The sequence below is a fragment of the Roseateles aquatilis genome, from assembly GCF_002205645.1.
In the GTDB taxonomy this organism is placed as follows: Bacteria; Pseudomonadota; Gammaproteobacteria; order Burkholderiales; family Burkholderiaceae_C; genus Roseateles; species Roseateles aquatilis.
The window spans coordinates 20,801-46,319 of sequence record NZ_NIOF01000004.1 but is presented as its reverse complement, the minus strand read 5'-3'; the positions used below and the strand labels follow the sequence as shown (position 1 = coordinate 46,319).

The window sequence follows — 25,519 nt, the reverse complement described above, 5'->3', positions numbered from 1 at the left end:
CACGCATGACGCCGGACAGCCCTGATCGCGCCCGCCTCCTGATCGTCGACGACGAGGCGCGCCACATGGAGGCCTTGTGCGACACCTTGAGCGGCCATGGCTACGACGTGGTGGGCCAGGCCGGCGCGCAGGCGGCGCTGGCCGAATTGAAGCGGCGCCCGTTCGACGTGCTGCTGACCGATCTCGTCATGCCGGGACAGACAGGCATCGAGCTGCTGCGATCGGCGCTGGAGATCGATCCGCAACTGGTGGGCGTCGTGATGACCGGGGAGGGCAGCATCGCCACCGCGGTCGAGGCGATGCGTTCCGGGGCCACCGACTACATCCTCAAGCCGTTCAGGCTGGCGTCCATCCTGCCGGTGCTGGGCCGCGCCGTCGAGATCGGTCGGCTGCGCCGCGAGAATGCCGGGCTGCATGCCAGCCTGCGGCGCCGCGCCGATGAGCTGGAGGCCAGCAATCGGGAGCTGGATGCCTTCACGCGCTCGGTCTCTCACGATCTCAAGACACCGCTGAACGCGCTGGTGGGGTTCTCCACGCTCCTGGAGCAGCAGGTCGGCGCGAGCTTGCCGCCGCGCGAGCGTGACTGGCTGGCGCATATCCAGCGGGCCGGCCAGCACATGACGCAACTGATCGAGGCGCTGATGCGTCTGTCTCACATGGGCCGGCGCGCGCTGGCCCTGTCGGCGGTCGATGTGGACGCCGTGGTCCGCGGCGCGGTCGCGGAATTGTTGTCGTCGCGGCCGGGGCCCGCGCCGGCCGTCGAGATCGGCGCGCTGCCGACTGTCGTGGCCGACGAGTCCATGTTGCGGCAGGTGTTCTCCAACCTGATTTCCAACGCGCTGAAGTTCTCCCGCGAGAAGCAAGGCGCCATCATTCGCGTCGGCGGCCGGCGCGACGGGGCCGTGGTGACCTTCTCCGTGAGCGACAACGGACCCGGCTTCGATCCGGCGGACGCGGAGCAACTGTTCGAAGCCTTCGTGCGATTGAAGCCGGCCGAGAAAGTCGAAGGGCACGGCATCGGACTGTCGATCGTGCAACGCATCGTGGAGCGCCACGGCGGTCGCGCATGGGCCACGGCGGCGCCCGGGCAAGGGGCGACCTTCTGCTTCTCCTTGCCGCAGGGGGCGGACCCGTCGCCGCTCGGCGACGAATGAGCCGTCAGCGCACGCGGCGCAGCGGGATCTGCAGGTTGGTCGGACGGTTGGCCTCGCTGTCGAAGCCGCGTCCGTCGATGTTGCGCGCGCCCCAGAACAGGTAATCGCCGTCGAGGTGGATGAGGTCGTACTCCATGAAGAGCTGTCCCTCGGCCAGGCCGAAGGGCGCGAACGCCTTGCGAAGCACGCTCTGCGTCTGCCCCGCCTGCCACGGCGCGTAGCCGGCGGCGGCCACCTGGTTGAGGAGGTCGACGAAGGGCGGCAGCAACGGGGTGACGTCATAGGCCTCGTCGGCGGTGAAGTTCACCTTCTTCGCGCCCGGCGCGATGGGGTGATCGCCCACCCAGTCGATGTGGCCCTTGATCAGGAGGCGCGCGATCTCCACGCGTCCCTGGGGATCGGCGAAGTTCCGGATGGCGAGCTCGAAGCGGTCGCCGTCGGCGTACTTGAAATGGCGCGACAGGTAGAAGGGCTTGAGGGTGCCGTCGGCGTTCTTCAACGCGCTGGGCCGGATCTCCGGCGCCAGGCTGGTCCATTCGCCGATCAATGCTTGCTGCAGGTCTGTGGACATCGCGGGTGCTCCTTGGCTGGAAAGTACTACGGTCGTCCTGATTAGAGCGCGTTTGATGCCGTCGTTGTTGGGTGTTGTCCCGCATATCGATGGACGCGGATCGTTCTTGCCCTCGGGCGCGTGGGGTGCCGGGGGCGTGCGGCGCGGCATTGGGTCGACAATGGCGGCTGGCGACCCCTCGCGCATTCGGCATCTCAGGGCCTGTTCATGGCAAGACCTTCCCACAAAGACAAACTGCTGCTCGTCGGCACCGGCCTCGTGCATGAACGGGGGTTCAACGGCACCAGCGTGCGGGACATCGTCAACGCGGCCGGCGTGCCGCAGGGCTCGTTCACGAATCACTTCGCGTCCAAGGAGCAGTTCGGGCTGGAGGCGCTGGAGGTCTACGGGCGCCACATCGCAGAGGCGGGCCGGCAGACGCTGCTGAACGACGACCTGCCGCCGCTGAAGCGGCTGAAGGCCTATTTCGACGGCTACATCCGCTTCAGCGCCGAGACCGGCTACAAGCGCGGCTGCATGTTCGGCAACACCGCGGCGGAAGCGACGGACGACAGCGAGGCGCTGCGCGTCCGGGTGGGGGAAATGCTGGACGAGGTGGCTGCGTCCATCGAGTACTGCCTGAAGGCCGCGGTGAAGGCGGGCGAGCTACCGGCCGGCACGCGCGCCAAGGACGTGGCGGCGCATCTGGTGGCCTCGTTCCAGGGCGCCGTGCTGATGGCGAAGGTGCAGCGCAGCGGCGCGCCGCTGGAGCGCTTCCGGCGGCATGTGCTGGCGGGGCTGGGGTGACGGCCGGACGGGTGGCCGTCAAGCCTGCCGGGCGCGCGGCGTCTTGCTGGCGACGCGCGCCGCGGGGGCGTGCAACTCGCCGGCGCGCATCAGCGCCAGCACCGCGTCGCGCTTGTTGCGCAGGTGGCCTGCCAGGATGCGGCCCAGCGCCGCGCCGTCGCGCTCGGCCAGGGCCTGCATCATCTCGGAGTGTTCCTGCACCGCGCGGGCCCACTTGGCTTCGTCCTGGTTGGTGCGGAAGCGCATCGACTGCACCCGCGCGTTGATGCGGACGTAGGTGTCCCGGAGCAGGGGATTGGCGGCGGCTTCGTTGATGCCCGAGTGGATGGCTGCGTTCAGCCGGTAGTACGTGGACAGGTCGCGCCGCTCGAAGGCGGCCAGCATCTCGTGGTGCTTGGCGCGCAGCTCGCTCAGTTGCAGCGGCGTGATGCGCTGCGCGGCCAGTTCACCGGACATCGCCTCCAGCCCGGCCAGCAGCTCGAAGGCGTGGGTGACGTCGGTCTCGGTCAGCTTGGTGGCGACCGCGCCGCGGTTGGGCAGCAGGTCGACCAGACCCTCCAGCGCGAGCAGCTTGATGGCCTCGCGCAGCGGCGTGCGCGACACGTTCAGCTGTTCGCACAGGACGCGTTCGTTGAGCTTGGCTCCCGGAGCGATGTCGCCTTCGACGAGCATCGTGCGCAGGCGGGAGGTGACCTGATCAGTGAGCGCGACGCGGGAAATTTCGATCACTTGAGTCGCAGCAGGAACGAGGGGTGGCGACGCCGCCACGCGCGACAGTCATCAATAAATTGTAGGCCATGTCGGCGCGCGCGCTGGCGGGCGAACGCCGGCGCGGCCCGCCTCCGGGTGGCCGTCAGTCAGCGCAAGCCGGGCGTGCGCAGGAGCGAGGCCAGCAGCGCGGCGACGTGGATCGCTTCGCGCTGCGCGCCGTCGGCGATCTGGTGTCGGCAACTGGTGCCGTCGGCCACCACGATCGCGTCCGGGCGCCGGCGCACCGCGGGCAGCAGCGCCGCCTCGGCCATCTGCATCGACAGGTCGATGTGGCCCGCCTCGTAGCCGAAGCTGCCGGCCATGCCGCAGCAGGAGCTCTCGATGAGTTCCGGCGTCGCGCCCGGAATCAGCGCGAGCACGCGCAGGATCGGCGCCACCGCGCCGAAGGCCTTCTGGTGGCAGTGGCCGTGCAGCAGGATGGGCTTGTCGGCCGGCGTGAGGTCGAGCGCGAAGCGGCCGGCGTCGAGCTCCCGGGCGATGAACTCCTCGAACAGCAGCGCCGCCGAGGCGACCACTTCGGCCTTCTCGCCCAGGCCCATCACCAGCGTTTCGTCGCGCAGCGTCAGCAGGCACGACGGCTCCAGGCCGACCACCGGAATGCCGACCCGCGCGAAGGGCAGCAGCGCGTCGAGCAGCGCGTCGGCCTTGGCCCTGGCGCGCTCGACCATGCCCGAGGCCAGGTAGGTGCGGCCGCAGCAGTGGTGGCCGTCGGCCTTGGTGACGGTGTGCAGCAGGTAGCCGGCGGCCTTGAGCACGCGGGCCGCGGCGAGCGCGTTCTCGCGCTCGAAGATGCCGTTGAAGGTGTCGACGAAGAGGATCGCGGTCTTGCCGCCCGCGGCGGCGTGCTTCAGTACCTCGTCCGCGCTGGCGAAGGGCTCGTCGGCGCGCCAGAAGGTGTCGGCGCGCCAGGTCGGCAGCGTGCGCCGCGCCGACAGGCCCAGCAGCTTCTCGCCGAGCCTGGCGACCACGGGCAGTCGGTTGCGCAGGTTCAGCAGCCACGGCAGGCGGCTGGCCCAGCGGGCGTAGTCGGGCAGATGCGCGACCAGCCGGTCCTTGAGCGTGTGGCCGTGGCGGGCCTTGTAGTGGGCGAGGAACTCGATCTTCATCTTCGCCATGTCCACGCCGGTCGGGCAATCACGCTTGCAGCCCTTGCAGCCGACGCACAGGTCCATGGTCTGGTACAGGGCCTCGCCGGTGAAGGCGTCGGGGCCGAGCTGGCCGGACACCGCCAGGCGCAGCGTGTTGGCGCGTCCGCGGGTCAGGTGTTGCTCGTCGCGGGTCACGCGGTAGCTCGGGCACATGGTGCCGGCGTCGAACTTGCGGCAGTGGCCGTTGTTGTTGCACATCTCCACGGCCATGGCGAAGCCGCCGGTGACGTCGCCGCCGGTGCCCGGGGCGGTCGTGACCTCGGTCACCGGGTCCGCCCGTACGTTCCAGGCGGACCAGTCCAGCACCGGCCGAAGGGGGATGCGTCGGTAGGGGCGCGGTGATTCGGGCGGCGCGAAGCGCAGCAGCGAGCCGTCGTCCATGCGCGGCGGGTCGATGATCTTGCCGGGATTGAACAGATGGCCGGGGTCGAACTCCTGCTTGATCGCGCGGAAAGCCTCGTTGATGCGCGGCCCGAACTGCCACTGGATCCACTCGCCGCGACACAGGCCGTCGCCGTGCTCGCCGCTGAAGGCGCCCTTGTAGCGGCGCACCAGCGCGGCGGCCTCCTCGGCGATGGCGCGCATCTTCGCGCCGCCGTCCACCCGCATGTCGAGGATGGGGCGCACGTGCAGCGTGCCGACCGAGGCATGCGCGTACCAGGTGCCGCGGCTGCCGTGCCGGGCGAACACCTCGGTCAGCCCGTCGGTGTATTCGGCCAGATGTTCGAGCGGCACCGCGCAGTCCTCGATGAAGCTCACCGGCTTGCCGTCCCCCTTGAGGCTCATCATGATGTTGAGCCCGGCCTTGCGGACTTCCCACAGGCTTTTCTGCGCGGCGTCGTCGGGCATGTGCACCACCGCGCCGGGCAGGCCCAGATCGCCGATCAGGTCGTCGAGCTGGCGCAGCCTGGGCAGCAACGGGGCCTTCTCGGGGCCGGAGAACTCCACCAGCAGGATGGCCGCGGGGCGGCCGATCAGGGCCGTCTCTATCGTTGGGCGGAAGGCGGGGTTGGCCAGCGCCAGCTCGACCATCGTGCGGTCGACCAGCTCGACCGCCGTGGGTCCGAGCTTGACGATGTGCTGCGCCGAGTCCATCGCCGCATGGAAGGTCGGGAAGTTGACGATGCCCAGCACCTTGGCCCGCGGCAACTCGCTCAGCTTGAGGGTGAGCGAGCGCGTGTAGGCCAGGGTGCCTTCGGAGCCGACCAGCAGGTGCGCCAGGTTGACGCTGCCGTCGCGGGTGTATGGCCGCTCGCTCTGGTTGTCGAAGATGTCCAGGTTGTAGCCCGCCACGCGGCGCATGACCTTGGGCCAGTGTGTCTCGATCTCGCCGCGGTGCTGGACCGCGAGGCCGCGCACGAAATCGGCGATCCGGGCGGCGCGGCCCGAGGCCTGCGCCACGGGGCCGAAGTCGAGCAACTCGCCGTCGGCCATCCAAACGCGGGCGCCGAGCACGTTGTGGACCATGTTGCCGTAGGCGATCGAACGCGAGCCGCAGGAGTTGTTGCCCGCCATGCCGCCCAGCGTGGCCTGCGCGCTGGTCGAGACGTCGACCGGGTACCACAGGCCGTGTTTCTTCAGCGCGGCGTTGAGGTGGTCCAGCACGAGGCCGGGCTCGACCGTCGCGATGCCGTTGTCCACGTCGATGTCGAGCAGGCGCCGGAAGTGCTTGGTGTTGTCGATCACCAGCGCGGCGCCGGTGGTCTGCCCGCACTGGCTGGTGCCGCCCCCGCGCGGCAGCACCGGCACGCCCAGCTCGCGCGCCACCTGGAGGGCGATGGCGATGTCCATGTCCGTGCGCGGCACGAAGACGCCCGCCGGAATGATCTGGTAGATCGACGCGTCGGTGGCGTAGCGACCGCGCGAGGCGGCGTCGAACAGCACCTCGCCTTCGGTCTCCTTGCGCAGCCGGCGCGCCAGCGCCTCGCGGACATCGTCGGGGGGCAGGGCGGCGCCCAGGGGCGGGGCCAGGCGCCGGGGGGTCTCGATCAGCATGGTGGGCAGGTGCTTGTTGGGTTAAATGAATTTTGCATTCACTTTACGCAAGACGGTCTAGGAGTTAATCAGGGTAAGCACGGCCAGCAAATTTGTGTTTTGCATGCAAACTTTGCTTCAGAAAGGACCAACACATGCTCACTCTCGACTTCCACCCGACCGGCCGTCACTTCCTGCAGATCCCGGGTCCGAGCCCGGTGCCCGATCGCATCCTGCGCGCCATGAGCCTGCCCACCATCGACCACCGAGGCCCCGAGTTCGGCCCGCTCGGCCTGAAGGTGCTCGACGGCATCCGGCAGGTCTTCAAGACCCGGCACCCGGTGATCATTTACCCCGCGTCGGGCACCGGCGCGTGGGAGGCGGCGCTGAGCAACACGCTCAGCGCCGGCGACAAGGTGCTGATGTACGAGACCGGTCACTTCGCCTCGTTGTGGAACAAGATGGCGCTGCGCCTGGGCCTGGTGCCCGAGTTCCTGGCGCCGCAAGGCACCGACGAGCATCTGCCGGGCGCGCCGGGCTGGCGCCACGGCGTGCGGGCCGACCTGATCGAGGAGCGCCTGCGCAAGGACACCGCGCACGAGATCAAGGCCGTGTGCGTGGTGCACAACGAGACTTCCACCGGCGTCACCTCCGACATCGCCTCGGTGCGCAAGGCCATCGACGCCGCCAGGCATCCCGCGCTGCTGCTGGTCGACTCCATCTCGGGCCTGGCCAGCGCGGACTTCCGCCATGACGAATGGGGCGTCGACGTGACCGTCAGCGGCTCGCAGAAGGGGCTGATGCTGCCGCCCGGCATCAGCTTCAACGCCGTCTCGCCCAAGGCGCTGGAAGCGATGAAGACGGCCCGGCTGCCGCGCTCGTTCTGGGCCTGGGACGAGATCGTGGAGATGAACAAGGACGGCTACTGGCCCTACACGCCCAACACCAACCTGCTGTACGGGCTGGCGGAATCGCTGGACATGATCCTGGGCGAAGGACTGGACAACGTCTTCGCACGCCACCAGCGCTGGGGCGCGGGCGTGCGCACGGCGGTCAACGCCTGGGGCCTGCCCATCCAGTGCGACGACCCCGCCCTCTACTCGCCGGTGCTCACCGGCGTCATCACGCCGCAGGGCGTCGATGCCGACGCGGTGCGCCGCCTGATCCACGAACGCTTCGACCTCTCGCTCGGCACCGGCCTGGGCAAGTTGAAGGGCCGCATGTTCCGCATGGGACACCTCGGCGACAGCAACGACCTGACGCTGATCGCGATGGTCGCCGCCGTCGAGATGGGACTGAGGCTCTCCGGCGTCAAGCTCGCCGGCAGCGGTGTCCAGGCTTCGATGGAGTACTTCGCCGGGCACCCCGCCGGCACGGCGCTTCGCGCCGCCGCCTGACGCCGGACCCGACGCCCGCGCGGGCGCCCGCCCACAAGAAACTGAAGGAGACAGACATGAGATTCCCCCACCGGTTCGCTCTCGCCGCCGTCGCCGCCAGCGCGATGGCGGCCTTCTCCGCGCCCGCCGCGGCGCAATGGAAACCCACCAAGGCCGTCGAGATGGTCGTGCCCTTCTCGCCGGGCGGCGCGTCCGACCAGATGGCGCGCGTGATCCAGGCCATCGCGACCAAGCACAAGCTGATCGACCAGCCCATCGTCATCCAGAACAAGGCGGGCGCGTCCGGGGCCGAGGGCATCATGGACGTGAAGGCGTCGAGCCGCGACCCGCACAAGGTGCTGGTGGCGTCGACCGCCGTGTTCACGTTGCCGCTGGCCACCTCGCTGCCCTTCAACTGGCGTGAGTTGACGCCGATCGCGATGATCGCGCAGGACCAGTTCGTGCTCTGGGTCAACGCCGAGACGCCGTACAAGACGCCCAAGGAGTTCCTCGACGCGGTGCGGGAAAAGCCGGGCACATTCCGGATGGGCGGCACCTCGTCCAAGCGCGAGGACCAGGTCATCACCGCCAGCGTCGAGCACGGCGCCGGGGTGAAGTTCACCTACATCCCGTACAAGGGCGGCGGCGAGGCCAGCACGCAGCTGGTGGGCAAGCACATCGACGCCAACGTCAACAACCCCAGCGAGTCGATCGCGCAGTGGCGCGCCCACCAGGTCCGCGCGTTGTGCGTGTTCGACGACCAGCGCATCGAGTTCAAGGCCAAGGTCACCGAGCAACTGAGCTGGGCCGACATCCCGACCTGCAAGGAGCAGGGCCTCAACGTGCAGTACACGATGCTGCGCGGCTTCTTCCTGCCTGGCGGCGTCAGCAAGGAGCAGCAGGCCTTCTACACCGACGTGATGAAGAAGGTGGTGGAGACGCCCGAGTGGAAGGAGTACCTGGAGCGCAACGCGCTCAAGCCCCAGTTCGTCAGCGGTCAGGCCTTCACCGAGTTCCTGACCCAGGACGAGACCCGTCACCGCGACATCATGAGCAAGGCCGGCTTCCTGTCGGCCGCGGCCAGGTAAGGAGCGGCGCATGGCACACCTCATGCCCCGAGCCGCCGCCGATCCGGCGGGCAGCACGCCGGCACGCGCCGCGGCCGATCCAGGCACGCGGCCAACGGACGCCCCCCACGCGTCGGCCAGTGAGCAGGCCCTTGCATCCGCGGACGGGCCATCCGGCGCGCACGCGAGCGAGGCGTCCGGCCTGAGCCGCCGAGCCGCCGAGTTCGCCGTCTCGGGCCTGCTGTTCGGCCTGGCCATGCTGGTGATCTGGGACAACCAGCGCATCGGCGCCGGCTGGACCGACACCGGCCCGGCCTCCGGCTACTTCCCGATGCGGCTGGGCATCGTGCTGGCCGTCTGCGCGATCGCGACCTTCGCGCAGGCGCTGCGCGAGCAATCGCAGGAACTGTTCGCGACCTGGCTGCAGCTCAAGCGCGTCGCGCAGGTGCTGGTGCCGCTGACGGTGTACGTGGCGCTGATCGCGCCGCTGGGCATCTACGCGGCCTCGACGCTCTTCATCGCCGCGTTCATGGTCTTCGCCGGACGTTACCCGGCGTGGAAGGGCGGCGCGGTCGCGCTGGCGACCAACCTGCTGCTGTTCTTCGTTTTCGAGATCCAGTTCAAGGTCCCGCTGCCCAAGGGTCCGATCGAAGCCATGTTCGGCTATTGAGGTGCCTGTGATGGATGAAATCAATTCACTGCTGCACGGCTTCAGCATCGCGGCGTCCTGGGGCAACCTCGGCCTGATGGTCGTGGGCATCCTGCTGGGCATCGTGGTCGGCGTGCTGCCGGGGCTGGGCGGGCCGAACGGCGTGGCCATCCTGCTGCCGCTGACCTTCGGCATGTCGCCCACGTCGGCCATCATCCTGCTGAGCTGCATCTATTGGGGCGCGCTGTTCGGCGGCGCGATCACCTCGGTGCTGTTCAACATCCCGGGCGAGGCCTGGTCGGTCGCGACGACCTTCGACGGCTACCCGATGGCGCAGCAAGGCCAGGCCGGGGCCGCGCTGACGACGGCCTTCACCGGCTCGTTCATCGGTGCGATCTCGGGCGTGCTGCTCATCACCTTCCTGGCGCCGGTGGTGGCGGACTTCGCCTTGAAATTCGGCCCCCCGGAGTTCTTCGCCGTCTTCTTCCTCACGTTCTGCTCCTTCATCGGCATGGGCAAGGAACCCAAGGCGAAGATCATCGCGGCCATGTGTGTGGGCTTGTTGCTGGCCGCGGTGGGCATGGACACGATCTCCGGCGACCTGCGCATGACCTTCGGCAGCAGCGAGCTGCTGCGCGGCTTCGACTTCCTGGTCGTGGTCATCGGCCTGTTCGGCATCAGCGAGATCCTGATGACCATCGAGGAGGGCCTGGCCTTCAAGGGCAAGAAGTCCTCGCTCGACCTGAAGGTGGTGCTGAAGACCTGGGCGACGCTGCCCAGGTACTGGTTGACGACGGTGCGCTCGGCGCTGGTGGGGTGCTGGATGGGCGTGACGCCGGGCGGCGCGGTCGCGGCGAGCTTCATGGGCTACGGCCTGGCGAAGAAGTTCTCGCGCCAGCCCGACAGCTTCGGCAAGGGCAACCCGGAAGGCGTGCTCGCGCCGGAGACGGCGGCCCACGCGGCCGGCACCGCGGCGCTGCTGCCGATGCTGGCGCTGGGCATCCCCGGGTCCGCCACCGCGGCGGTGCTGCTGGGCGGCCTGATGATCTGGGGCCTGCAACCGGGGCCGTTGCTCTTCACCGAGCAGAAGGACTTCGTCTGGAGCCTGATCGCCAGCATGTACCTGGGCAACCTGGCCGGCCTGCTGATCGTGATGGCCACCGTGCCGCTGTTCGCCGCGATCCTGCGGGTGCCGTTCTCGATCATCGCGCCGATGATCCTGATGGTCTGCGCGGTCGGTGCCTTCACGGTGCACGGATCGGGCTCGGACATCTGGATGATGCTGGTGTTCGGGGTCGTCGGCTACGTGTTCAAGAAGCTCGACTTCCCGCTGGCGCCCCTGGTGCTGGCGATCGTGCTCGGCGACCGCATGGAGGACGCGTTCCGCCAGAGCATGCTCGCCAGCCAGGGGGCGCTCTCGGTGTTCTGGCACAACGGGCTGAGCGGCACCATCACGACACTGGCGCTGCTGATGCTGGCCTGGCCGCTGCTGGCCAGGCTGCGCGGGCTGCTCTTCGGTGCGCGGCCCGCCGCCAACGCGGCATGAGCCCGGCCGGGCGAGGTCAGGCCTTGCCCGGCGCCTGCCCGATCTCGAAGTCGGCCAGCTTCTCCAGCGCGCGCACCATCGCCGAGTGGTCCCAGGCCTTGCCGCCGTGCGCGGCGCAGGCGTTGAGCAGTTCCTGCGCCAGCGCCGTGCCCGGCAGCGAGATCCCGAGCTGGCGCGCGCTGCCGAGCGCCAGGTTCAGGTCCTTCTGCTGCAGCTCGATGCGGAAGCCCGGATCGAAGCGGCGCTGGATCATGCGGTCGCCGTGCACCTCCAGGATCTTGCTCGACGCGAAGCCGCCCATCAGCGCCTGGCGCACCAAGGCCGGGTCGGCGCCGGCGCGCGCGGAGAAGAGCAGCGCCTCGGCCACCGCCTCGATGGTCAGCGCCACGATGATCTGGTTGGCCACCTTGGCGGTCTGCCCGTCGCCGTTGCGGCCCACGTGGGTGATGTGCCGGCCCATCAATTCGAACAGCGGCTTCACGCGCTCGAAGACCGCCGCGTCGCCGCCGACCATGATGGACAGCGTGGCGTTCCTGGCGCCCAGTTCGCCGCCCGACACCGGCGCGTCGAGGTAATGGCCGCCGATGCAGTGGATGCGTTGCGCGAACGACTGGGTCGCGATGGGAGAGATCGAGCTCATGTCGATCACGACCTTGTCCCTGGACAGGCCGGCGGCGACGCCGGCCTCGGAGAACAGGGCGGCTTCGACGTCCTGCGTGTCCGGGACCATCAGGAAGATCAGGTCGGCGCGCTGCGCCACGCCGCGCGCGTCCAGGCATTGCGTGGCGCGGGTCTGCGCGAGGGGGGCGGGCACCTTGCCGCGCGTGTACACGAAGAGGTCGTGACCCGCGGCGAGCAGGTGGCCGGCCATGGGCGCGCCCATGACGCCCAGGCCGATGAAGCCGAGTTTGAGGGGAGTGGTGGTGTGCATGAAGTTTCCTTTGCTGATTCAGCGCGCCGCGCGACGCATCCAGCCGAGGCCGGCCTCGGTGGTGGTCGCGGGCTGGTATTCGCAGCCGACATGGCCCGCGTAGCCGAGGCGGTCGAGCTCCTCGAACAGGAACGGGAAGTTGATTTCGCCAGTGCCCGGCTCATGGCGGCCCGGGTTGTCGGCAAGCTGCACGTGACCGATGCGAGCGAGATGCCGCCGCAGCGTCCCGGTCAGCTCGCCCTCGGTGCGCTGCGCGTGATAGAGGTCGTACTGAAGGAAGGCGTTCGATGCGCCGACCTCGTCGAGCAGGGCCAGCGCCTGGTCGGTGCGATGGAGGTGGAAGCCGGGCACGTCGAAGCGGTTGATCGGCTCGACGAGCAGCCGCAGGCCGGCATCATCCAGGCGCTCGGCCGCGTGGCGCAAGTTGTCCACGAGCGTGCGGTGCACGTCGACGGCCAAGGCGCCCGCAGGGGTCTTGCCGGCCAGGCAGTTGAGCTGCGACACGCCCAAGGCCCGCGCATGGGTGATCGCGCGCTCGACTCCTTCGCGGAACTCGGCGACACGGGCCGGGTCGCAGGCGATGCCGCGCTCGCCGGCTTCCCAGTCGCCGGCCGGCAGGTTGTGCAGCACCAGCGTCAGGCCGTGGGCGTCCAGGCGAGCCTTGATCGCCTCGGGCGCCCAGGCATAGGGGAACAGGAACTCCACCGCGCTGAAACCGGCGTCCGCGGCGAGCGCGAACCGGTCGAGGAACGGCGCCTCGGTGAACAGCATCGAGAGGTTGGCGGCGAAACGGGGCATCGCATGATCTCCAGGGAGGTTGCCGGATGGCGGGCGTCAGTCGAGCAGGCCGGCTTCGGCCAGGCCGAGCGGGCCGCCGGGGTGCAGGCAGGCGATCTCCTCGAACTCCTTGATCGCGTCGATCTCGGTGCCCATGGCGATGTTGGTGACGCGTTCCAGGATCACCTCGACGACGACCGGCACGCGGTGCTCGCGCGCCAGCGCCTGCGCTTCGCGCAAGGCGTCGTTGAGCCGGGCGGGGTCCGTGACGCGCAGCGCCTTGCAGCCCAGGCCCTCGACCACCCGGCGATGGTCCACGCCGTAGCCCTGCACCACGGGGTCGCTGACGTTCTGGTTCTCGAAGGCGAGTTGCACGCAGAAGTCCATGTCGAAGGTGCGCTGCGCCTGACGGATCAACCCGAGGTAGCTGTTGTTCACCAGCACCTGCACGTAGGGCAGGCGGAACTGCGCGCCCACCGCGAGCTCCTCGACCAGGAACTGGAAGTCGTAGTCGCCTGCGAGGCCCACGACCGGCTTCGTCGGGTCGGCGGCGACCACGCCCAGCGCGGCGGGAATCGTCCAGCCCAGCGGTCCGGCCTGGCCGCAGTTGATCCACTGGCGCGGTCCGTGGACCTGCAGGAACTGCGCGCCCGCGATCTGGCTCAGGCCGATGGTGCTGACGTAGATGGTGTCGCGGCCGAAGACGTCGTTCATCTCCCGGTAGACGCGCTGCGGCTTGATCGGCACGTCGTCGAAATCGGAGCGGCGCTGCATCAGCCGCTTGCGCTCGGCGGCGCGGGCGCTCCAGCGCGCGAAGCTCTTCAGCGCGCCGCGCGCCTTGCGCTCGCGCGCGGCTTCCACGAAGAGTTCGAGCGCGAACTTCGCATCGCTGACGATCCCCAGGTCGGGGTTGAACACGCGCCCGATCTGCGTCGGCTCGATGTCCACGTGTACGAATCGGCGGCCCTTCGTGTAGACCTCGACCGAACCCGTGTGCCGGTTGGCCCAGCGGTTGCCGATGCCCAGCACGAAGTCGCTGGCCAGCAGCGTCGCGTTGCCGTACCGGTGGCTGGTTTGCAACCCACACATGCCGGCCATCAGCGGGTGGTCATCGGGGATGGCGCCCCAGGCCATCAGCGTCGGGATGACCGGCACGCCGGTGAGCTCCGCGAACTCGACCAGCAGCGCGCTCGCGTCGGCGTTGATGATGCCGCCGCCGGCCACGATCAGCGGTTTGTCGGCCGCCAACAGCATGTCGAGCGCCTTGTCGATCTGCGCCTGCGTGGCGCGCGGCTTGTAGACGGGCAGCGGCTCGTAGGTGTCGATGTCGAACTCGATCTCGCCCATCTGCACGTCGAAGGGCAGGTCGATCAGCACCGGCCCGGGACGACCCGAGCGCATCAGGTGGAAGGCCTGCTGGAACACGCGCGGCACCAGCGCCGGCTCGCGCACGGTCACGGCCCATTTGGTCACCGGTTTGGCGATGGATTCGATGTCCACCGCCTGGAAGTCTTCCTTGTGCAACCGCGCGCGCGGCGCCTGGCCGGTGATGCACAGGATGGGGATGCTGTCCGCGCTGGCCGAGTACAGCCCGGTGATCATGTCCGTGCCCGCCGGGCCCGACGTGCCGATGCACACGCCGATGTTGCCGGCCCGGGCCCGCGTGTAGCCCTCGGCCATGTGCGAGGCGCCCTCGACATGGCGCGCCAGGATGTGGCCGATCGACTGCCGGTCGCGCAACGCGGCATACAGCGGGTTGATCGCCGCGCCCGGCACGCCGAAGGCCTGCGTGATGCCTTCCTTCTCCATCACCAGCACGGCCGCCTGGGTCGCTCTCATCTTCGCCATGTCCGTCTCCTTGATCAGCGCTTGATGGGTGTCATCGTTGCGCGAAGGAACGGCGATCGGAAGGCCGGCGCGGCGCATGACGCTTATTCCATGCGGGAATGCGTGCCCTCTCCGGCCCGGCGCTGACGGCCGCCTGGGTTCCTCCATGGATCGCATCCAGGCGCTCAGGCTCTTCATCCGCGTGGTCGAGCTGGCGTCGTTCAGCAAGGCCGCCGCGGAGCTGGGCATCGGCCAGCCCGCCGTCACCAAGCAGGTTGCGCGCCTGGAGCGGCTGCTGGGCGCGCGGTTGCTGCACCGGTCCACCCACGGCGTCACGCCGACCGAGATCGGGTTGCTCTACTACGAGAAGTGCCGGCTGGCATCGCACCATCTCGACGAGGCGGAGTCGGTCGCGACGCTGCTCAATTCACGCATCGAGGGGGCGATCCGGATCAGCACCTCGGTCGCGTTCGGGCGGCGCGTGCTGGGCCCGCTGCTGATGCGGTTCATGCACCTGCACCCCGGCCTGCAGATCGAGATGGGCGTGGACGACCGCTACGTCAATCTGATCGAGCAGGGCGTGGATCTGGCGATCCGCATGGGCCGCCTGTCGGACTCGACGCTGGGCGCGCGCTTCCTCGGCATCAACCCGTGGACGCTGGTGGCGTCGCCCGCCTACCTGCGGCGCCATGGCGCGCCCGCGCATCCCGACGACCTGCGCGCGCTCGATGCGTTGATCTACAGCACCGTGCAGGGCGACGCGCGCTGGCACTTCACCGCGGCATCGGGCGAGGCGGTGTCGGTGCCGATCCGCGGGCCGCTGCGATCGAACAGCCTGCACCTGCTGCTCGGCGCCGCCGAGGACGGCATGGGCGTGGCGGTGCTGCCGCGCTATGTGGCAGAGACGGCGCTCCGACGTGGCGCGCTGCAGGTCGCGCTGCCGGACTGGAAGCTGCCCAGCCAGGAGATTCACGCGGTGTACCCCTCGCCCCGGATGGTGCCGTCGAAGGTGTCGCGCCTGATCGGGTGGCTGCGGCAACACCTGGCCGATGACTGGTGGACGCGTGTGGCGGAGCGCGGCATCGTTCCTCCAGCGGGTGGGACCGATTCGACCTCGTGAGGCCCTTGCCGCTTCACGCATCGCGGGTCGCGCGGCAAGGGGCAAGCGGCGAGAGGAAACGGAAAAAGGCCTGAACGTCGCCGCCCAGGCCCTGAGTCGGGGTGCCGGGGCTTGTCAGCCCAGCGCGGCGATCGCGGCGCGCGCGACCTGAGCGTCTTCGGTCGACTTCACGCCGCTCACGCCGACGGCGCCGAGGCAGTGGCCGTCCGCCATGATCGGCACGCCGCCTTCGAGCAGGCCGTCGACCGGCACGCTCAGATAGGCGGTGCGGCCGCCGTTGATCATGTCCTCGTAGCCCTTGGATTCCTTGCGCCCGATCGCCGACGAGCGCGCCTTGCCGGGCGCGATCATCGCGGTCATCGGCGCGGCGCCGTCCAGGCGCTGCAGCCACAGCAGATGGCCGCCGTCGTCGACGATGGCGATCGTCACGGCCCACTGGTTGCGGGTCGCCTCGGCTTCGGCGGCGGTCGCCATGCGCTTGACGTCTTCGAGGCTGAGGTACGGCTTCGTCTTCATGCTGAGTTCTGGGGTCGGTGTCCGTATGGACGGGGTCCCATTCTCGGAGCCTGGTTGGGGCCGTTTATGGTCCCTGGGCGACGAACTGCCGCGACCAATCTGCAGTGAATCCGGCGGCGAAGACGCGATCGACGTGGACGCGGTTCGTTCGCGATCACGGCGCGAGCGCCACGGGCCGACCCGCCCGAGCCCGCGGATTCCGATAGGCGCGAATCACGAGCGCGATGCCGAGCAGGACGAACGGAACGCTCAGCCATTGACCGACGGAGAGGAAGTCAGCCGCTTCGTAGGACGCCTGGGGTGTCTTCCAGTGCTCGATCACGGCGCGGGCGCCAAAGACCAGCATCAGGAACAAGCCCGTGAGAAGGCCCTGCCGTTCCAGGGCGGCATGTCGACGGGCGGCGATTCGCAACAGCACCAGCACCAGCAAGTACGCGGCCATTTCGTAGAGCTGGACGGGATGGCGGGGAATGGCGTCGACTCGCTCGAAAACGACCCCCCAGGATCCGGACGTCGGATTGCCCAGGATCTCTGAATTCATGAAGTTGGCGAATCGAATCAAGGCGCCGCCAAAGGCGGCGGAGAACGTCGTCGCGTCGAGCAGCGACAGCAAGGGCAGCCCGGCCGCATGTCGCGGCAATGCCCACGCCAGCGCCGCGATCAGGCCGACCGCGCCGCCATGGCTGGCCATGCCGCCTTCCCAGACCTCGAAGACCTTCAGCGGGTGCTGCAGATAGAACGAGGGATCGTAGAAGACGCAGTGGGCGAGTCGTGCGCCGACGATCGTGCCCAGCAAGGCGACGATCACCAGCGAGGACACGTCGACGTCTTTCCACGACTGCGATGCCAGTCGCCGGCGCACGCTGAACTCGGCGCCAAGGAAGGCAACGGCCCAACAGATGCCGTACCAGTGAATCTGGACCGGGCCCAGGGCAAACGCCACGGGATCGATGTCCCAGTGGATCAGTAGTGATGCGGGCAATGAAGTCAAGGGCATGGGCCTCCGAAGGCACCTGAATCGATATCCGCGGCAGGTCGCGATGTCGGGATCGCCGACATCGATCCGGCCGTGGCCACTCGGTCGCAGTATGCCGTCATCGCCCAGACGCCGGGGCCGACAAGAGGAGCCTCGCCGCCAAGGGCGGTATCCGAGGCCGGGTCTCGCGGGAACTCGAGTACCGATTGAATGGGGCGCCCGGTGATTCATTCCTGAATCGAACGATTGTTGAAGTAAAGTGCGCCGCAATCGACGCGGCCGAATGAAATGAGCAGTGCCGCCGGGAGAGCCGTCCGCCATTTGTTTCTCCGTCGTCTGCCGGGACAGTGCATGACCGTCTTTCTTTCCATTCCTCCCCGAATCGAAGCCAGTCGCTGGCTGCCCTGGACCGATTCGGGCGCGAATGAATCGGGCATGAATGGCCGGCCGCGGTTGTTCTGTCTTCCCCATGCCGGCGGCAGCGCGGCGCTGTTCCGTCCCTGGATGCGGGCGGCGCAAGCCCGGGGGATCGTCCTGTGCCCGGTCGAACTGCCGGGGCGCGGCACCTGGCGGGATGCGGCGCCTCGGCGGGACATGCGCGCGCTGGTGACGGCGATGGCGGATGACCTGGCCCCCACCTTGGCATCGGGGCGGTGCGCGCTCTTCGGGCACAGCCTCGGCGGGCTGGTGTGCGCGTTCCTGGCCGATGAACTGAAGCATCGCGGCATCGCGGTGGATCGTCTCTATCTGTCCGCCATCGCGCTGGATCGCGGCTGGCGCGATCGCGGCTGGTCGGCGCTGGACGACGCGGCGCTGTGCGGGTTGCTCGCGCTGAGCGACGCCACGCCACCCGAGATCCTGGCCAATGCGGAGTTCATGTCGCGCGCCATGCCGACGATACGGGCGGACCTGGCATTGGCCGAGCAAAGCAGCTTCGGCGGCACGCTGGACATGAGCGTCACCGTGATGAGCGGCACGCATGACGACGTGGCGCCGTTCGCCCGGGTGGCCGAATGGCAGCGCGTCTGCAGCGGGCCCTTCCGGCACATCGAGTATCCGGAGGGCCACCATTTCCTTCGCCAGCGGCTGGGGGACATCCTGTCCCGGGTGGCCGCCGATTTCGCCGCGGCGCCACCGGCCGCTCCGGAGTCGTCGACGACCCCTTCGCCGGCGATGAGCCCCGGCGTCGACGGCCTGCCGACGTCGTGATGACGCGCGCCGCCGCCCGCCTCATGGACGCCTTGCGCGCGGGACTTCGCCCATGAGCCTGGTCCTGGGTTACGTGGCGATGCTGGCCGTCGCGTCCATCGTGAACAAGCGCCTCAAGCTGGCGGCGCTGGGGATGGATCCGTGGGGTGCGTCGGCCCGGCGCGATCACCTCCTCGTGGACGCGAAGGCGGTGCTGGTCGCGCTCAGCGTGACCGCCGCGCTGGCGATGCTTGCGATCGAGCCGCTGTGCGCGGCCTGGAACGTCGCGGTGCTGCTGGCGGCACTGCTCGTCGCCGCCGAGGCTTATTACCACCACCGCACCGGCTCGCACGGCGATGCCTTCCTGCTCAAGCGCATCTTCCGGCAGCGCGCGGATCTCGTGCTCATCGTGCGGGAGCGGGGCGCACGCGGCGTGATGATCGTGGCACTGCTCGCCGCCGTGCTGGTCGGGGCCTGGCATCTGGGCGGCGCGGCGCGCCTGTCGGCACCGGCGCTGGACGTGGCGCTGCTGGCGCTGGGGTCCGGCTTGCTGGCGCTCGCGCTGCATGTCGCCGGCGCGGGGGGCGTCGTCGGCTCGCGCGCGGATCCGTTGCGACGCAGCGCGATCTGGGCCCTGGTGCGCGACTTCTTCGGGGTGCCGGCGTGGCGGACCCCGACCGTCACGGCGAAGGCGCAGGAGCTTGGCCCGCCGCGCGGCGCGGCCGTGGCTCAGGCCGAGCACCCCGCCACGCGGGAGAACGTCCTGATGATCGTGATCGAGAGCGCGCGCGGGTTCCAGCATCTGCCGGCGCAGACCTTGCCCTGCGTGGAGGCGCTGTCGCGCGCCGGCACCGACGTCCCGCATTGCTTCAGCGTGGTGCCGCATACCACGGCGGCCATGGTTCCCCTGCTGGCCGGTGTCTATCCCCCGCTGGACGCGCATCCCCGCCCTCGGGGCGCCTTGCCCGCGGTGCTGGCCGATCACGGCTACGGCACCGCCTTCTTCACGCCGGCCGCCCTGGAGTTCGAGGACAAGGGGCAACTGCTCGCCGACATGGGGTTCCAGCATCGGGTCGGCGCGCGCGAGCTCAAGGCCGTGGCCGGCGCGCCGCCGCATTACCTCGGATTCCACGACGAGCACATCGTGCCGCCGCTGTTGGCGTGGATGGCGGAGCAGGCGCGCGCCTCCAGGCCCTTCCTGGCGACCTGCCTCACGCTGTCGTCCCATCATCCCTATCGCTTCCCGGCCGACGGCGCCGAGGCGCCGCCAGCCGTCGCCGGCGAGCACGAGCGCTACCTCGCCGCGCTGCGGTACACGGACCGCTGCATCGCGCGCATCGTCGAGGGGGTCGAATCGCTGGGCCTGCGCGACCGGACCTGGATCGTCGTGGTGGGGGACCATGGCCAGGCGTTCGGCGAGCACGGCCGCAGGTACCACAGCGCCTGCCTGTGGGAGGAGGGCCTGTCGGTGCCCTGCGTGATCTCGGCGCCGGCCGGACGCGACCTGCCCGCGACGATCCCGGGCGTTCGCTCGCAGCTGGATCTGGCGCCGACCTTGCTGACGGAGCTGGGGCTGTCGGTGCCCGGACATTACGCCGGCGTCTCGTTGAGAAGTCCGCCCCAGGCCGATCGGGAGCTTTTCCACGCCACCTGGCTGGAGAACCAGACGCTGTGCCTGCGACGCGGCTCGCTCAAGTACCTGTATCACCACGGGCAGGAGCCGGCCGAGCTCTACGACGTCGCCAAGGATCCCTTCGAGCGCCAGAACCTGATCGATCGCCTGGATGAGCCGGCGCGAGCGGCATTGGCGCGCGATTGCCTGGTGTGGCGCCGTCGCATGGAATTGCCGGCGACCGGCGAGGACGCGCGCGGCGCGGCTGATGCGCGCGCCGCCGCGGTCATGCCGGTGGCTGATGCGGATTGAGTTCGGGGTCCAGTCCTGCCAGTCGCGCGGACTCGAGCCACAGGCGATGCGCCGCCCGCGGGTCGCGTGCCGCGCGCGAGGGCGTGACTGGCTCGCCGCGTTCGAAGTAGCCCCCCGTGACGCCCGCCAGCGCCGGGGCGGTGGCCAGCGCCAGCAGCGTCCGCGCCGATGCCTCGGCCGAGAGGCCGGCCACGCGGCGTCCCAGGCGCAGGGCCAGCCCGTAGGCGCCACCGGCGCCGGCTCCGAAGGTCGAGGTGACGATGCCTGGATGGAAGGCGTTCACCGTCACGGCCGAGCCCGTCAGGCGTCGTGCCAACTCCTGGATGAAAAGAAGGTTGCACAGCTTGGAGCGGCCGTAGGCGTTCTGGCGCAGCAGTCCGTAGCCGCGATAGCGATGCACGGACTGCAGGTCCGCGAAGTCCAGCCGCATGCCGCGATGCGCCTTCGAGGCGGTGCAGAGGATGCGTGCCGAATCGGCCGCCAGCAGGCGGTCCAGCAGCAGGCGGGTCAAGGTGAAATAGGCGAGATGGTTGGTCGCGAAGGTGCGCTCGATCCCGTCCGACGTCACTTGTCGGGTCGGAAAGATCGCCCCGGCGTTGTTGACGAGCACGTCGATTCGCGGCGCGAGGTCTCGGATCTCCCGCGCCGCGAGGCGCAGCGCCGCGGAGTCCGCCAGATCGCAGATCACCGCCGCGGGTTCCGCCGCGACAGTGCCCTGGCGGATCTCGGCCACCAGGGCGGCGCCGCGCGCGGGATCGCGCGCGACCAGGATGACGCGGAAGCCCTCGCGCGCGAAGGCGAGGGCCGCCGCGCGGCCCAGGCCCGAGGTGGCGCCGGTGAGGACGACGGTGCGCGACGGGGCAGCAGCACGGACGTCGTCGGCGGGCATGGCGCCGGATGCGGATTCAGATGTGGACGCGAGGCCGGGACCGGGACCGAGCGCGGGCACGGACCGGGGCAGGGAGGCGGCGCCGGAGGAGGGGGCGGACATGGGGGCGATGCGCTAGAAGTAGTGGCTCAGCAGCAGGCCGGCCTGACGATAGGCGTCGGGCGTGGCCCCGAGCGCCGGATTGCGGCGCCACAGCAGGCGCACGGCGACCTCGGTGGCATCGAAGCGGTGCCGCACCTCCAGCCAGTACTGGCGCGCGGGCGCGTCGCCGTCGATGCGTGCCAGGGCGCTGATGTCGGTGCCGGGACCCAGGGCATCCTTCCAGGACGCGGAGACGAACCACTGACGGCGATCCTGCAGGGTCTGATACTGGATCAGCGCGGCGCCGTAGGCCTGGCGCATGCGCAGCGGCATCTGCTCGAGCGCGTGGCGCTGCGCCGCATCGTTGGCCACGCCGTCGTAGTCGAACTCGAGCCCGAAGGTGGCGCCGGGCAGCGGATTCCAGTTGGCGCCCACCGCCACCTGGGTCCGCATCGAGGTGTCGTCGGGCCACAGGCCGATGCGGCTCAAGGTGCTGCGGCGTCGGCCAGTGCTGGCCTCGACATAGGCGACGGTCTCCGCCAGCGGCAGGAAGCTGACGCTCATCGCGGCCAGCGGCGACATGCCCTCGCCGCCGGTCAGCATGATCTGGGGCGTCACCTCGGCCCCCAGCTTCTGGCTGACCGCCAGCAGCCACCGCTGGCGCGGGTTCGTGGCACCCCAGTCGGGGGAGAACGTGGCCGACGATCGACCGTCGATGCGCGGCGCGAGCACGGCCTGGACGCTACCGTCCTGCCACAGGTACTGCATGCGCGCCATCACGACGCCCTGCCGGTTGGTGCGCAGATTGGCCGGCACGACGGAGGTCACGCTCCGCAGGGCGCCTTCGCGGAACACGTCGCTGGGATTGAAGGCGATGGCCTCGCCATACTGGGCGTTGATGCGGCCGAGGTCGAGCACCCAGCGCGGATCCGGCTGCCATTCGACGGCCAGCTCGCGCAGGGTGTGGGTCCAGTCGGTCGACGGACGGCTGCGCGAGTCCCGCGTCCCGTCGAGTCGCCCCGACCACAGCCCGCTCCAGCCGCCGCCCAGGTTCTGGCGCAGCCAGTAGTCCAGCGAGGCGACGGTGCTCGTCTGCCGGGTCGCGGCGTTGCTGCCGCCGTAGGCGGCGGAGCCTTCGACGAAGACACGATGGCGCGTCTGCGCCGCCGGCTCGGCGGGCCGGTCCTTGAGCATGGCGTCGGCGATGGCCAGCGCATCCTCCTCCGCGGGCGGGGCCGGAGCGGCCAGCGCGCGGGCGCCGCAGCCCAGCAGCAGCACCAGCAGGCCGCGCCGCGCGAGGCGGCACCCGACGCGGCCGCTCATTCGGGCCGGAAGCGCGACAGATAGTCGCGCTGGAGCCAGGTCTCGGGCACGTCGCGCCAGGCGTGGCGGTCAAAGCGCATCAGCGTGATCCAGTCGGGTTGCAGGGCGTCGATCAGCACGGTCTCGGTGGGGCGGTCGGCGCCCAGCACGGCGCGCACGCGGCGGTAGTACGCCGTCTTGAGGAGCGCGCCGCTCTCGACGAAGAACTGCGCCTTGACGGGCCGGGCGCCGTCGCGCGCGATCCAGAGCTGCACACGATGGTAGGTGGCGGCGCCGGTACGCGCCGACAGCGCCAGCCGATGGCAATCGACCGGCTTGCGGTCGCCATCGGTGATCGATTCCTCGCCGTCCAGCCGGGCCTCGTAGTCGACGGCGAAGTTGGTGGTGACGACATCGCCGTTGGCGGCCTGGCCCAGCAGCTTCTGCTGCGGGGAGATGCGAATGGTCGCCTTGCTCGAGGGGTCGAAGAGCCAGAGGTTGGTGCCGTCCTTCAGCATCAGCTTGCCCACGTCCTTGGCCGGCGACTCGAAGGCCGCGAGGCTGCGGAACTGGCCGTCGCTGCCCCGCATGCTGGAGTAGGCCCGCAAGGTCATTTCGTCCTTCTGCCGGCCTGCCTTGTATTCCAGCAGCGTGGTGGTCAGCGCGAAGGACCGGGGTGGGTTGCGTATCGCGTCGGACTGCGCCAGCAGTTGCGCGGCATCGACCGCGGCCCGGGCCCGGGGCAGGGCCAGGCCTGCGAACGCGCACACCAGGGCGCGCCGACCGGCGCAAGGCAAATGATCAGACATGGCGAAGGGCCTCGACGATTTCCAGCCGGGACGCGCGGCGCGCGGGCCAGTAGGCTGACGCGGCGGCCACCACGACCAGGCCCAGCAGCGTGGCACCGATCAGGCGCCATTCGCCGACGAGGTGGATGGACAGCGGCACCGGCGTCACGTAGGCGGGCGGCAGCCAGGTCAGGCCCATGGCCTCCAGGCCGCGCGCGACGCCCAGCGCGATGACCAGGCCCACCAGCGCCCCCGTCAGGCCGAGCAGCGCGCCCTCGACGACGAAGATGCGCTGGATGCCGGACCGGCGCACGCCCATGGCGCGCAGGGTGCCGATCTCCACCGTGCGCTCCAGGACGGCCATGTTCATCGTGTTGCTGACGGTGAACATCACGATGATGGTGATGAGCACGCTGATGAAGCCGAAGATCGCGTCAAACATCGCCACGGTCTGCGTGTAGCTGGGGCTCAGCAGCCGGAAGTCGTTGATCGCCAGCGCCTGGTCGGGGAACTCCCGGGCCAGCAGCGCCTTCAGGTGGCCACGCACCCGCTCCAGATCGGCGCTGCGCCCGAGCTGAAGCAGGACGGAGGTGGCGCGCGGGTCGTTCTGGCCGAACACGAGGCGCTGCGCCGTGGGCAGGTGGACGCCAACGTAGAAGTCGTCGGCGCCGCGCGTGCCCTGGGGCTCCGCGTCGATCACTTGCAGCTCGGCCACGTTGGGCGCGCCGGTGGACGTCGCGGCGAGCAGGGCCAGGCGCGGGGAGCCGGACGTGGTGGCCCGCGGCACGGTGGCGGCCAACGCCGTCAGGTCGTCCGGGGTCTGCGGCGCCGACGGCGTCACCGCCTTGTGCCGTGGGCGGGGGCAGTCGGTGATCCGCAGCGCATCGCAGAGCTGCAGGATGCGCGCCACGCCGGTGCCGATGACGACGGCGTCGGGTGCGGTGCCCCGCAGGCGGACGGCCAGCGGCGCGATGGGAACCTGGTACTCGTTCCATTCGCGCATGCGCGCCTGGTCGTCGGCCACCGTGCCCTGGACCACGACGGCCTTGGACAGGCCGGCCGAGAAATTCCCCGCGACGCCGTTGAAGGTCAGCGACGACGAGATGACACGCACATGGTCCCTGATGAACGCATCGCGGCGCAGCACCTCGATGAGGCGCGGCACGTCGCGCACCGAGTACCCCTGCGGGTCGCCCGATCCGAACAGCAGGAAGTCAGCGTTCTGGATCTGGAGATGTCCGGCGCTGCGCACGATGTTGGTCTCCAGCGTCAGCCGGATGTTCTGCACGTAGCCTCCGAACAGCAGCACCGCCAGGCAGCCGAAGACCAGCGCCAGCAGCGTCGCGAGGGAGCGCCTGCGGTTGCGCCGCAAGTTGCGCAGCGCCAGCGCCACCGGACGGATGCGGGTGGCGCCGCTCATGGCCGTTCTCCCATCGCTGGCGGGGACACCGCGAGCACGGCGGGGGATGTGACGCGATCGACGATCCGGCCGTCCCTGATGAACACGGCGTCATCGGCCTGCGACAGGATGTTGGGGTCGTGCGACGAGAAGACGAAGGCCGTGTGCTCGCGCTGCTGCATGTCGCGCATGAGGGCGATGATCGAGGCGCCGGTGGCGGAATCGAGGTTGGCGGTCGGCTCGTCGGCCAGGACCAGCTTGGGACGATTGGCCAGGGCGCGGGCGATGGCGACGCGCTGGCGCTGTCCGCCCGAGAGTTGCCCGGGAAGATGCGACGCATGGCCTTGCAGCCCCACGGCGGCCAGCAGTTCGCGGACCCGGCGGCGACGGTGCTCGGGGTCGGCGCCGGCCAGCAGCAACGGGTACTCGACGTTCTCCTCGCAACTGAGCACGGAGATCAGGTTGAAGCTCTGGAAGATGAATCCCACCGAGGCGGCGCGGAAGTCGGACAGCGCCTCGTCCGTCAACGCCGAGGTGTCCTGCCCGTCGACGAAGACGTGGCCCGCGCTGGGGCGGTCGATGCATCCCACCAGGTTCAGGAGCGTGGTCTTGCCGCTGCCGGACGCGCCCGAGAGCACGGTGAAGCGGTTGTCCTGGATGGACAGGTCGATGTCCGCCAGCGCATCCAGCCGCGCGCCGCCCAGGGTGTAGGACTTGGTCACGCCGACCAGGCGTGCGATCACGTTCGTGGGCTCCAAG

At 69.8% G+C, this 25,519-nt stretch carries 22 protein-coding genes; 9 read left to right on the top strand and 13 right to left on the bottom strand.

What is annotated here, in order from left to right; translation table 11 throughout:
* Window positions 1-5: 5 nt before the first annotated feature.
* The gene (locus tag CDN99_RS10870) at window positions 6-1,154 is read left to right on the top strand and encodes a sensor histidine kinase (protein ID WP_088384890.1); all 1,149 of its coding nucleotides are present in this window, start codon (window positions 6-8) and stop codon (window positions 1,152-1,154) included.
* Between the two features lie 4 nt (window positions 1,155-1,158).
* On the opposite strand, the gene CDN99_RS10865 is transcribed toward CDN99_RS10870, so the two are convergent.
* A complete protein-coding gene (locus CDN99_RS10865; protein WP_088384889.1) occupies window positions 1,159-1,725 on the bottom strand; it encodes a hypothetical protein in 567 nt (188 codons plus the stop codon).
* A 207-nt stretch (window positions 1,726-1,932) separates the two neighbouring features.
* Here CDN99_RS10865 and CDN99_RS10860 point away from each other — a divergent pair, with 207 nt between their 5' ends.
* Window positions 1,933-2,511, top strand: a complete 579-nt coding sequence (locus tag CDN99_RS10860; protein ID WP_088384888.1) for a TetR/AcrR family transcriptional regulator — start codon at window positions 1,933-1,935, stop codon at window positions 2,509-2,511.
* 18 nt (window positions 2,512-2,529) lie between these two features.
* On the opposite strand, the gene CDN99_RS10855 is transcribed toward CDN99_RS10860, so the two are convergent.
* Window positions 2,530-3,240, bottom strand: a complete 711-nt coding sequence (locus tag CDN99_RS10855) for a GntR family transcriptional regulator (protein WP_259374716.1) — start codon at window positions 3,238-3,240, stop codon at window positions 2,530-2,532.
* 128 nt (window positions 3,241-3,368) lie between these two features.
* A complete protein-coding gene (locus CDN99_RS10850; protein ID WP_088384887.1) occupies window positions 3,369-6,425 on the bottom strand; it encodes an FAD-binding and (Fe-S)-binding domain-containing protein in 3,057 nt (1,018 codons plus the stop codon).
* 134 nt (window positions 6,426-6,559) lie between these two features.
* Between CDN99_RS10850 and CDN99_RS10845 the strand changes: the two genes are divergently transcribed.
* The 4 genes from CDN99_RS10845 to CDN99_RS10830 are packed head-to-tail and all read left to right on the top strand — an operon-like array spanning window position 6,560 to window position 11,042.
* Window positions 6,560-7,801: a pyridoxal-phosphate-dependent aminotransferase family protein gene (locus CDN99_RS10845; RefSeq protein ID WP_088384886.1), complete on the top strand. Its 1,242-nt coding sequence runs from the start codon at window positions 6,560-6,562 to the stop codon at window positions 7,799-7,801.
* 56 nt (window positions 7,802-7,857) lie between these two features.
* Entirely contained in the window at window positions 7,858-8,868 is a 1,011-nt protein-coding gene (locus tag CDN99_RS10840; RefSeq protein ID WP_088384885.1) for a Bug family tripartite tricarboxylate transporter substrate binding protein, read from the top strand.
* Window positions 8,869-8,878: 10 nt separating this feature from the next.
* Entirely contained in the window at window positions 8,879-9,517 is a 639-nt protein-coding gene (locus CDN99_RS10835; protein WP_238139473.1) for a tripartite tricarboxylate transporter TctB family protein, read from the top strand.
* A 10-nt stretch (window positions 9,518-9,527) separates the two neighbouring features.
* On the top strand, window positions 9,528-11,042 hold the full coding sequence (locus tag CDN99_RS10830) for a tripartite tricarboxylate transporter permease (protein ID WP_088384884.1): 1,515 nt from the start codon (window positions 9,528-9,530) through the stop codon (window positions 11,040-11,042).
* Window positions 11,043-11,058: 16 nt separating this feature from the next.
* On the opposite strand, the gene CDN99_RS10825 is transcribed toward CDN99_RS10830, so the two are convergent.
* From CDN99_RS10825 to gcl, 3 genes are read right to left on the bottom strand one after another with little or no spacing between them, the layout of a single operon-like run.
* Window positions 11,059-11,973, bottom strand: a complete 915-nt coding sequence (locus CDN99_RS10825; protein WP_088384883.1) for a 2-hydroxy-3-oxopropionate reductase — start codon at window positions 11,971-11,973, stop codon at window positions 11,059-11,061.
* A gap of 18 nt (window positions 11,974-11,991) precedes the next feature.
* Complete coding sequence (gene hyi, locus CDN99_RS10820; protein ID WP_088384882.1) at window positions 11,992-12,771, bottom strand: hydroxypyruvate isomerase; 780 nt, start codon at window positions 12,769-12,771, stop codon at window positions 11,992-11,994.
* Window positions 12,772-12,807: 36 nt separating this feature from the next.
* Entirely contained in the window at window positions 12,808-14,598 is a 1,791-nt protein-coding gene (gcl, locus tag CDN99_RS10815; RefSeq protein ID WP_088385201.1) for a glyoxylate carboligase, read from the bottom strand.
* A 145-nt stretch (window positions 14,599-14,743) separates the two neighbouring features.
* Between gcl and CDN99_RS10810 the strand changes: the two genes are divergently transcribed.
* The gene (locus tag CDN99_RS10810; RefSeq protein WP_088384881.1) at window positions 14,744-15,697 is read left to right on the top strand and encodes a LysR family transcriptional regulator; all 954 of its coding nucleotides are present in this window, start codon (window positions 14,744-14,746) and stop codon (window positions 15,695-15,697) included.
* A 114-nt stretch (window positions 15,698-15,811) separates the two neighbouring features.
* Here the strand turns inward: CDN99_RS10810 and CDN99_RS10805 are convergent, their stop codons facing one another.
* Both CDN99_RS10805 and lgt read right to left on the bottom strand, forming a co-directional pair.
* A complete protein-coding gene (locus tag CDN99_RS10805) occupies window positions 15,812-16,213 on the bottom strand; it encodes a GlcG/HbpS family heme-binding protein (RefSeq protein ID WP_088384880.1) in 402 nt (133 codons plus the stop codon).
* 154 nt (window positions 16,214-16,367) lie between these two features.
* A complete protein-coding gene (gene lgt / locus CDN99_RS10800) occupies window positions 16,368-17,210 on the bottom strand; it encodes a prolipoprotein diacylglyceryl transferase (RefSeq protein WP_202820251.1) in 843 nt (280 codons plus the stop codon).
* Between the two features lie 414 nt (window positions 17,211-17,624).
* Here lgt and CDN99_RS10795 point away from each other — a divergent pair, with 414 nt between their 5' ends.
* On the top strand, window positions 17,625-18,398 hold the full coding sequence (locus CDN99_RS10795; RefSeq protein ID WP_158218818.1) for a thioesterase II family protein: 774 nt from the start codon (window positions 17,625-17,627) through the stop codon (window positions 18,396-18,398).
* A 52-nt stretch (window positions 18,399-18,450) separates the two neighbouring features.
* Window positions 18,451-20,301 carry a sulfatase-like hydrolase/transferase gene (locus CDN99_RS10790; RefSeq protein ID WP_088384878.1) on the top strand — a complete coding sequence of 617 codons (1,851 nt, stop codon included), beginning with the start codon at window positions 18,451-18,453 and terminating at the stop codon, window positions 20,299-20,301.
* Here CDN99_RS10790 and CDN99_RS10785 read toward each other — a convergent pair.
* From CDN99_RS10785 to CDN99_RS10765, 5 genes are all read right to left on the bottom strand, one after another.
* Window positions 20,276-21,190, bottom strand: a complete 915-nt coding sequence (locus CDN99_RS10785) for an SDR family NAD(P)-dependent oxidoreductase (RefSeq protein WP_088384877.1) — start codon at window positions 21,188-21,190, stop codon at window positions 20,276-20,278. The two genes, CDN99_RS10790 and CDN99_RS10785, sit on opposite strands and share 26 nt — an antisense overlap.
* Window positions 21,191-21,304: 114 nt before the next feature.
* Window positions 21,305-22,594 carry a hypothetical protein gene (locus CDN99_RS10780; protein ID WP_088384876.1) on the bottom strand — a complete coding sequence of 430 codons (1,290 nt, stop codon included), beginning with the start codon at window positions 22,592-22,594 and terminating at the stop codon, window positions 21,305-21,307.
* Window positions 22,591-23,382 carry an outer membrane lipoprotein-sorting protein gene (locus CDN99_RS10775; RefSeq protein ID WP_088384875.1) on the bottom strand — a complete coding sequence of 264 codons (792 nt, stop codon included), beginning with the start codon at window positions 23,380-23,382 and terminating at the stop codon, window positions 22,591-22,593. The genes CDN99_RS10780 and CDN99_RS10775 overlap by 4 nt, the downstream gene beginning before the upstream one ends.
* Window positions 23,375-24,781 carry an ABC transporter permease gene (locus CDN99_RS10770; protein WP_088384874.1) on the bottom strand — a complete coding sequence of 469 codons (1,407 nt, stop codon included), beginning with the start codon at window positions 24,779-24,781 and terminating at the stop codon, window positions 23,375-23,377. The genes CDN99_RS10775 and CDN99_RS10770 overlap by 8 nt, the downstream gene beginning before the upstream one ends.
* Window positions 24,778-25,518: an ABC transporter ATP-binding protein gene (locus CDN99_RS10765; protein WP_238139472.1), complete on the bottom strand. Its 741-nt coding sequence runs from the start codon at window positions 25,516-25,518 to the stop codon at window positions 24,778-24,780. The genes CDN99_RS10770 and CDN99_RS10765 overlap by 4 nt, the downstream gene beginning before the upstream one ends.
* Window position 25,519: the final 1 nt, after the last annotated feature.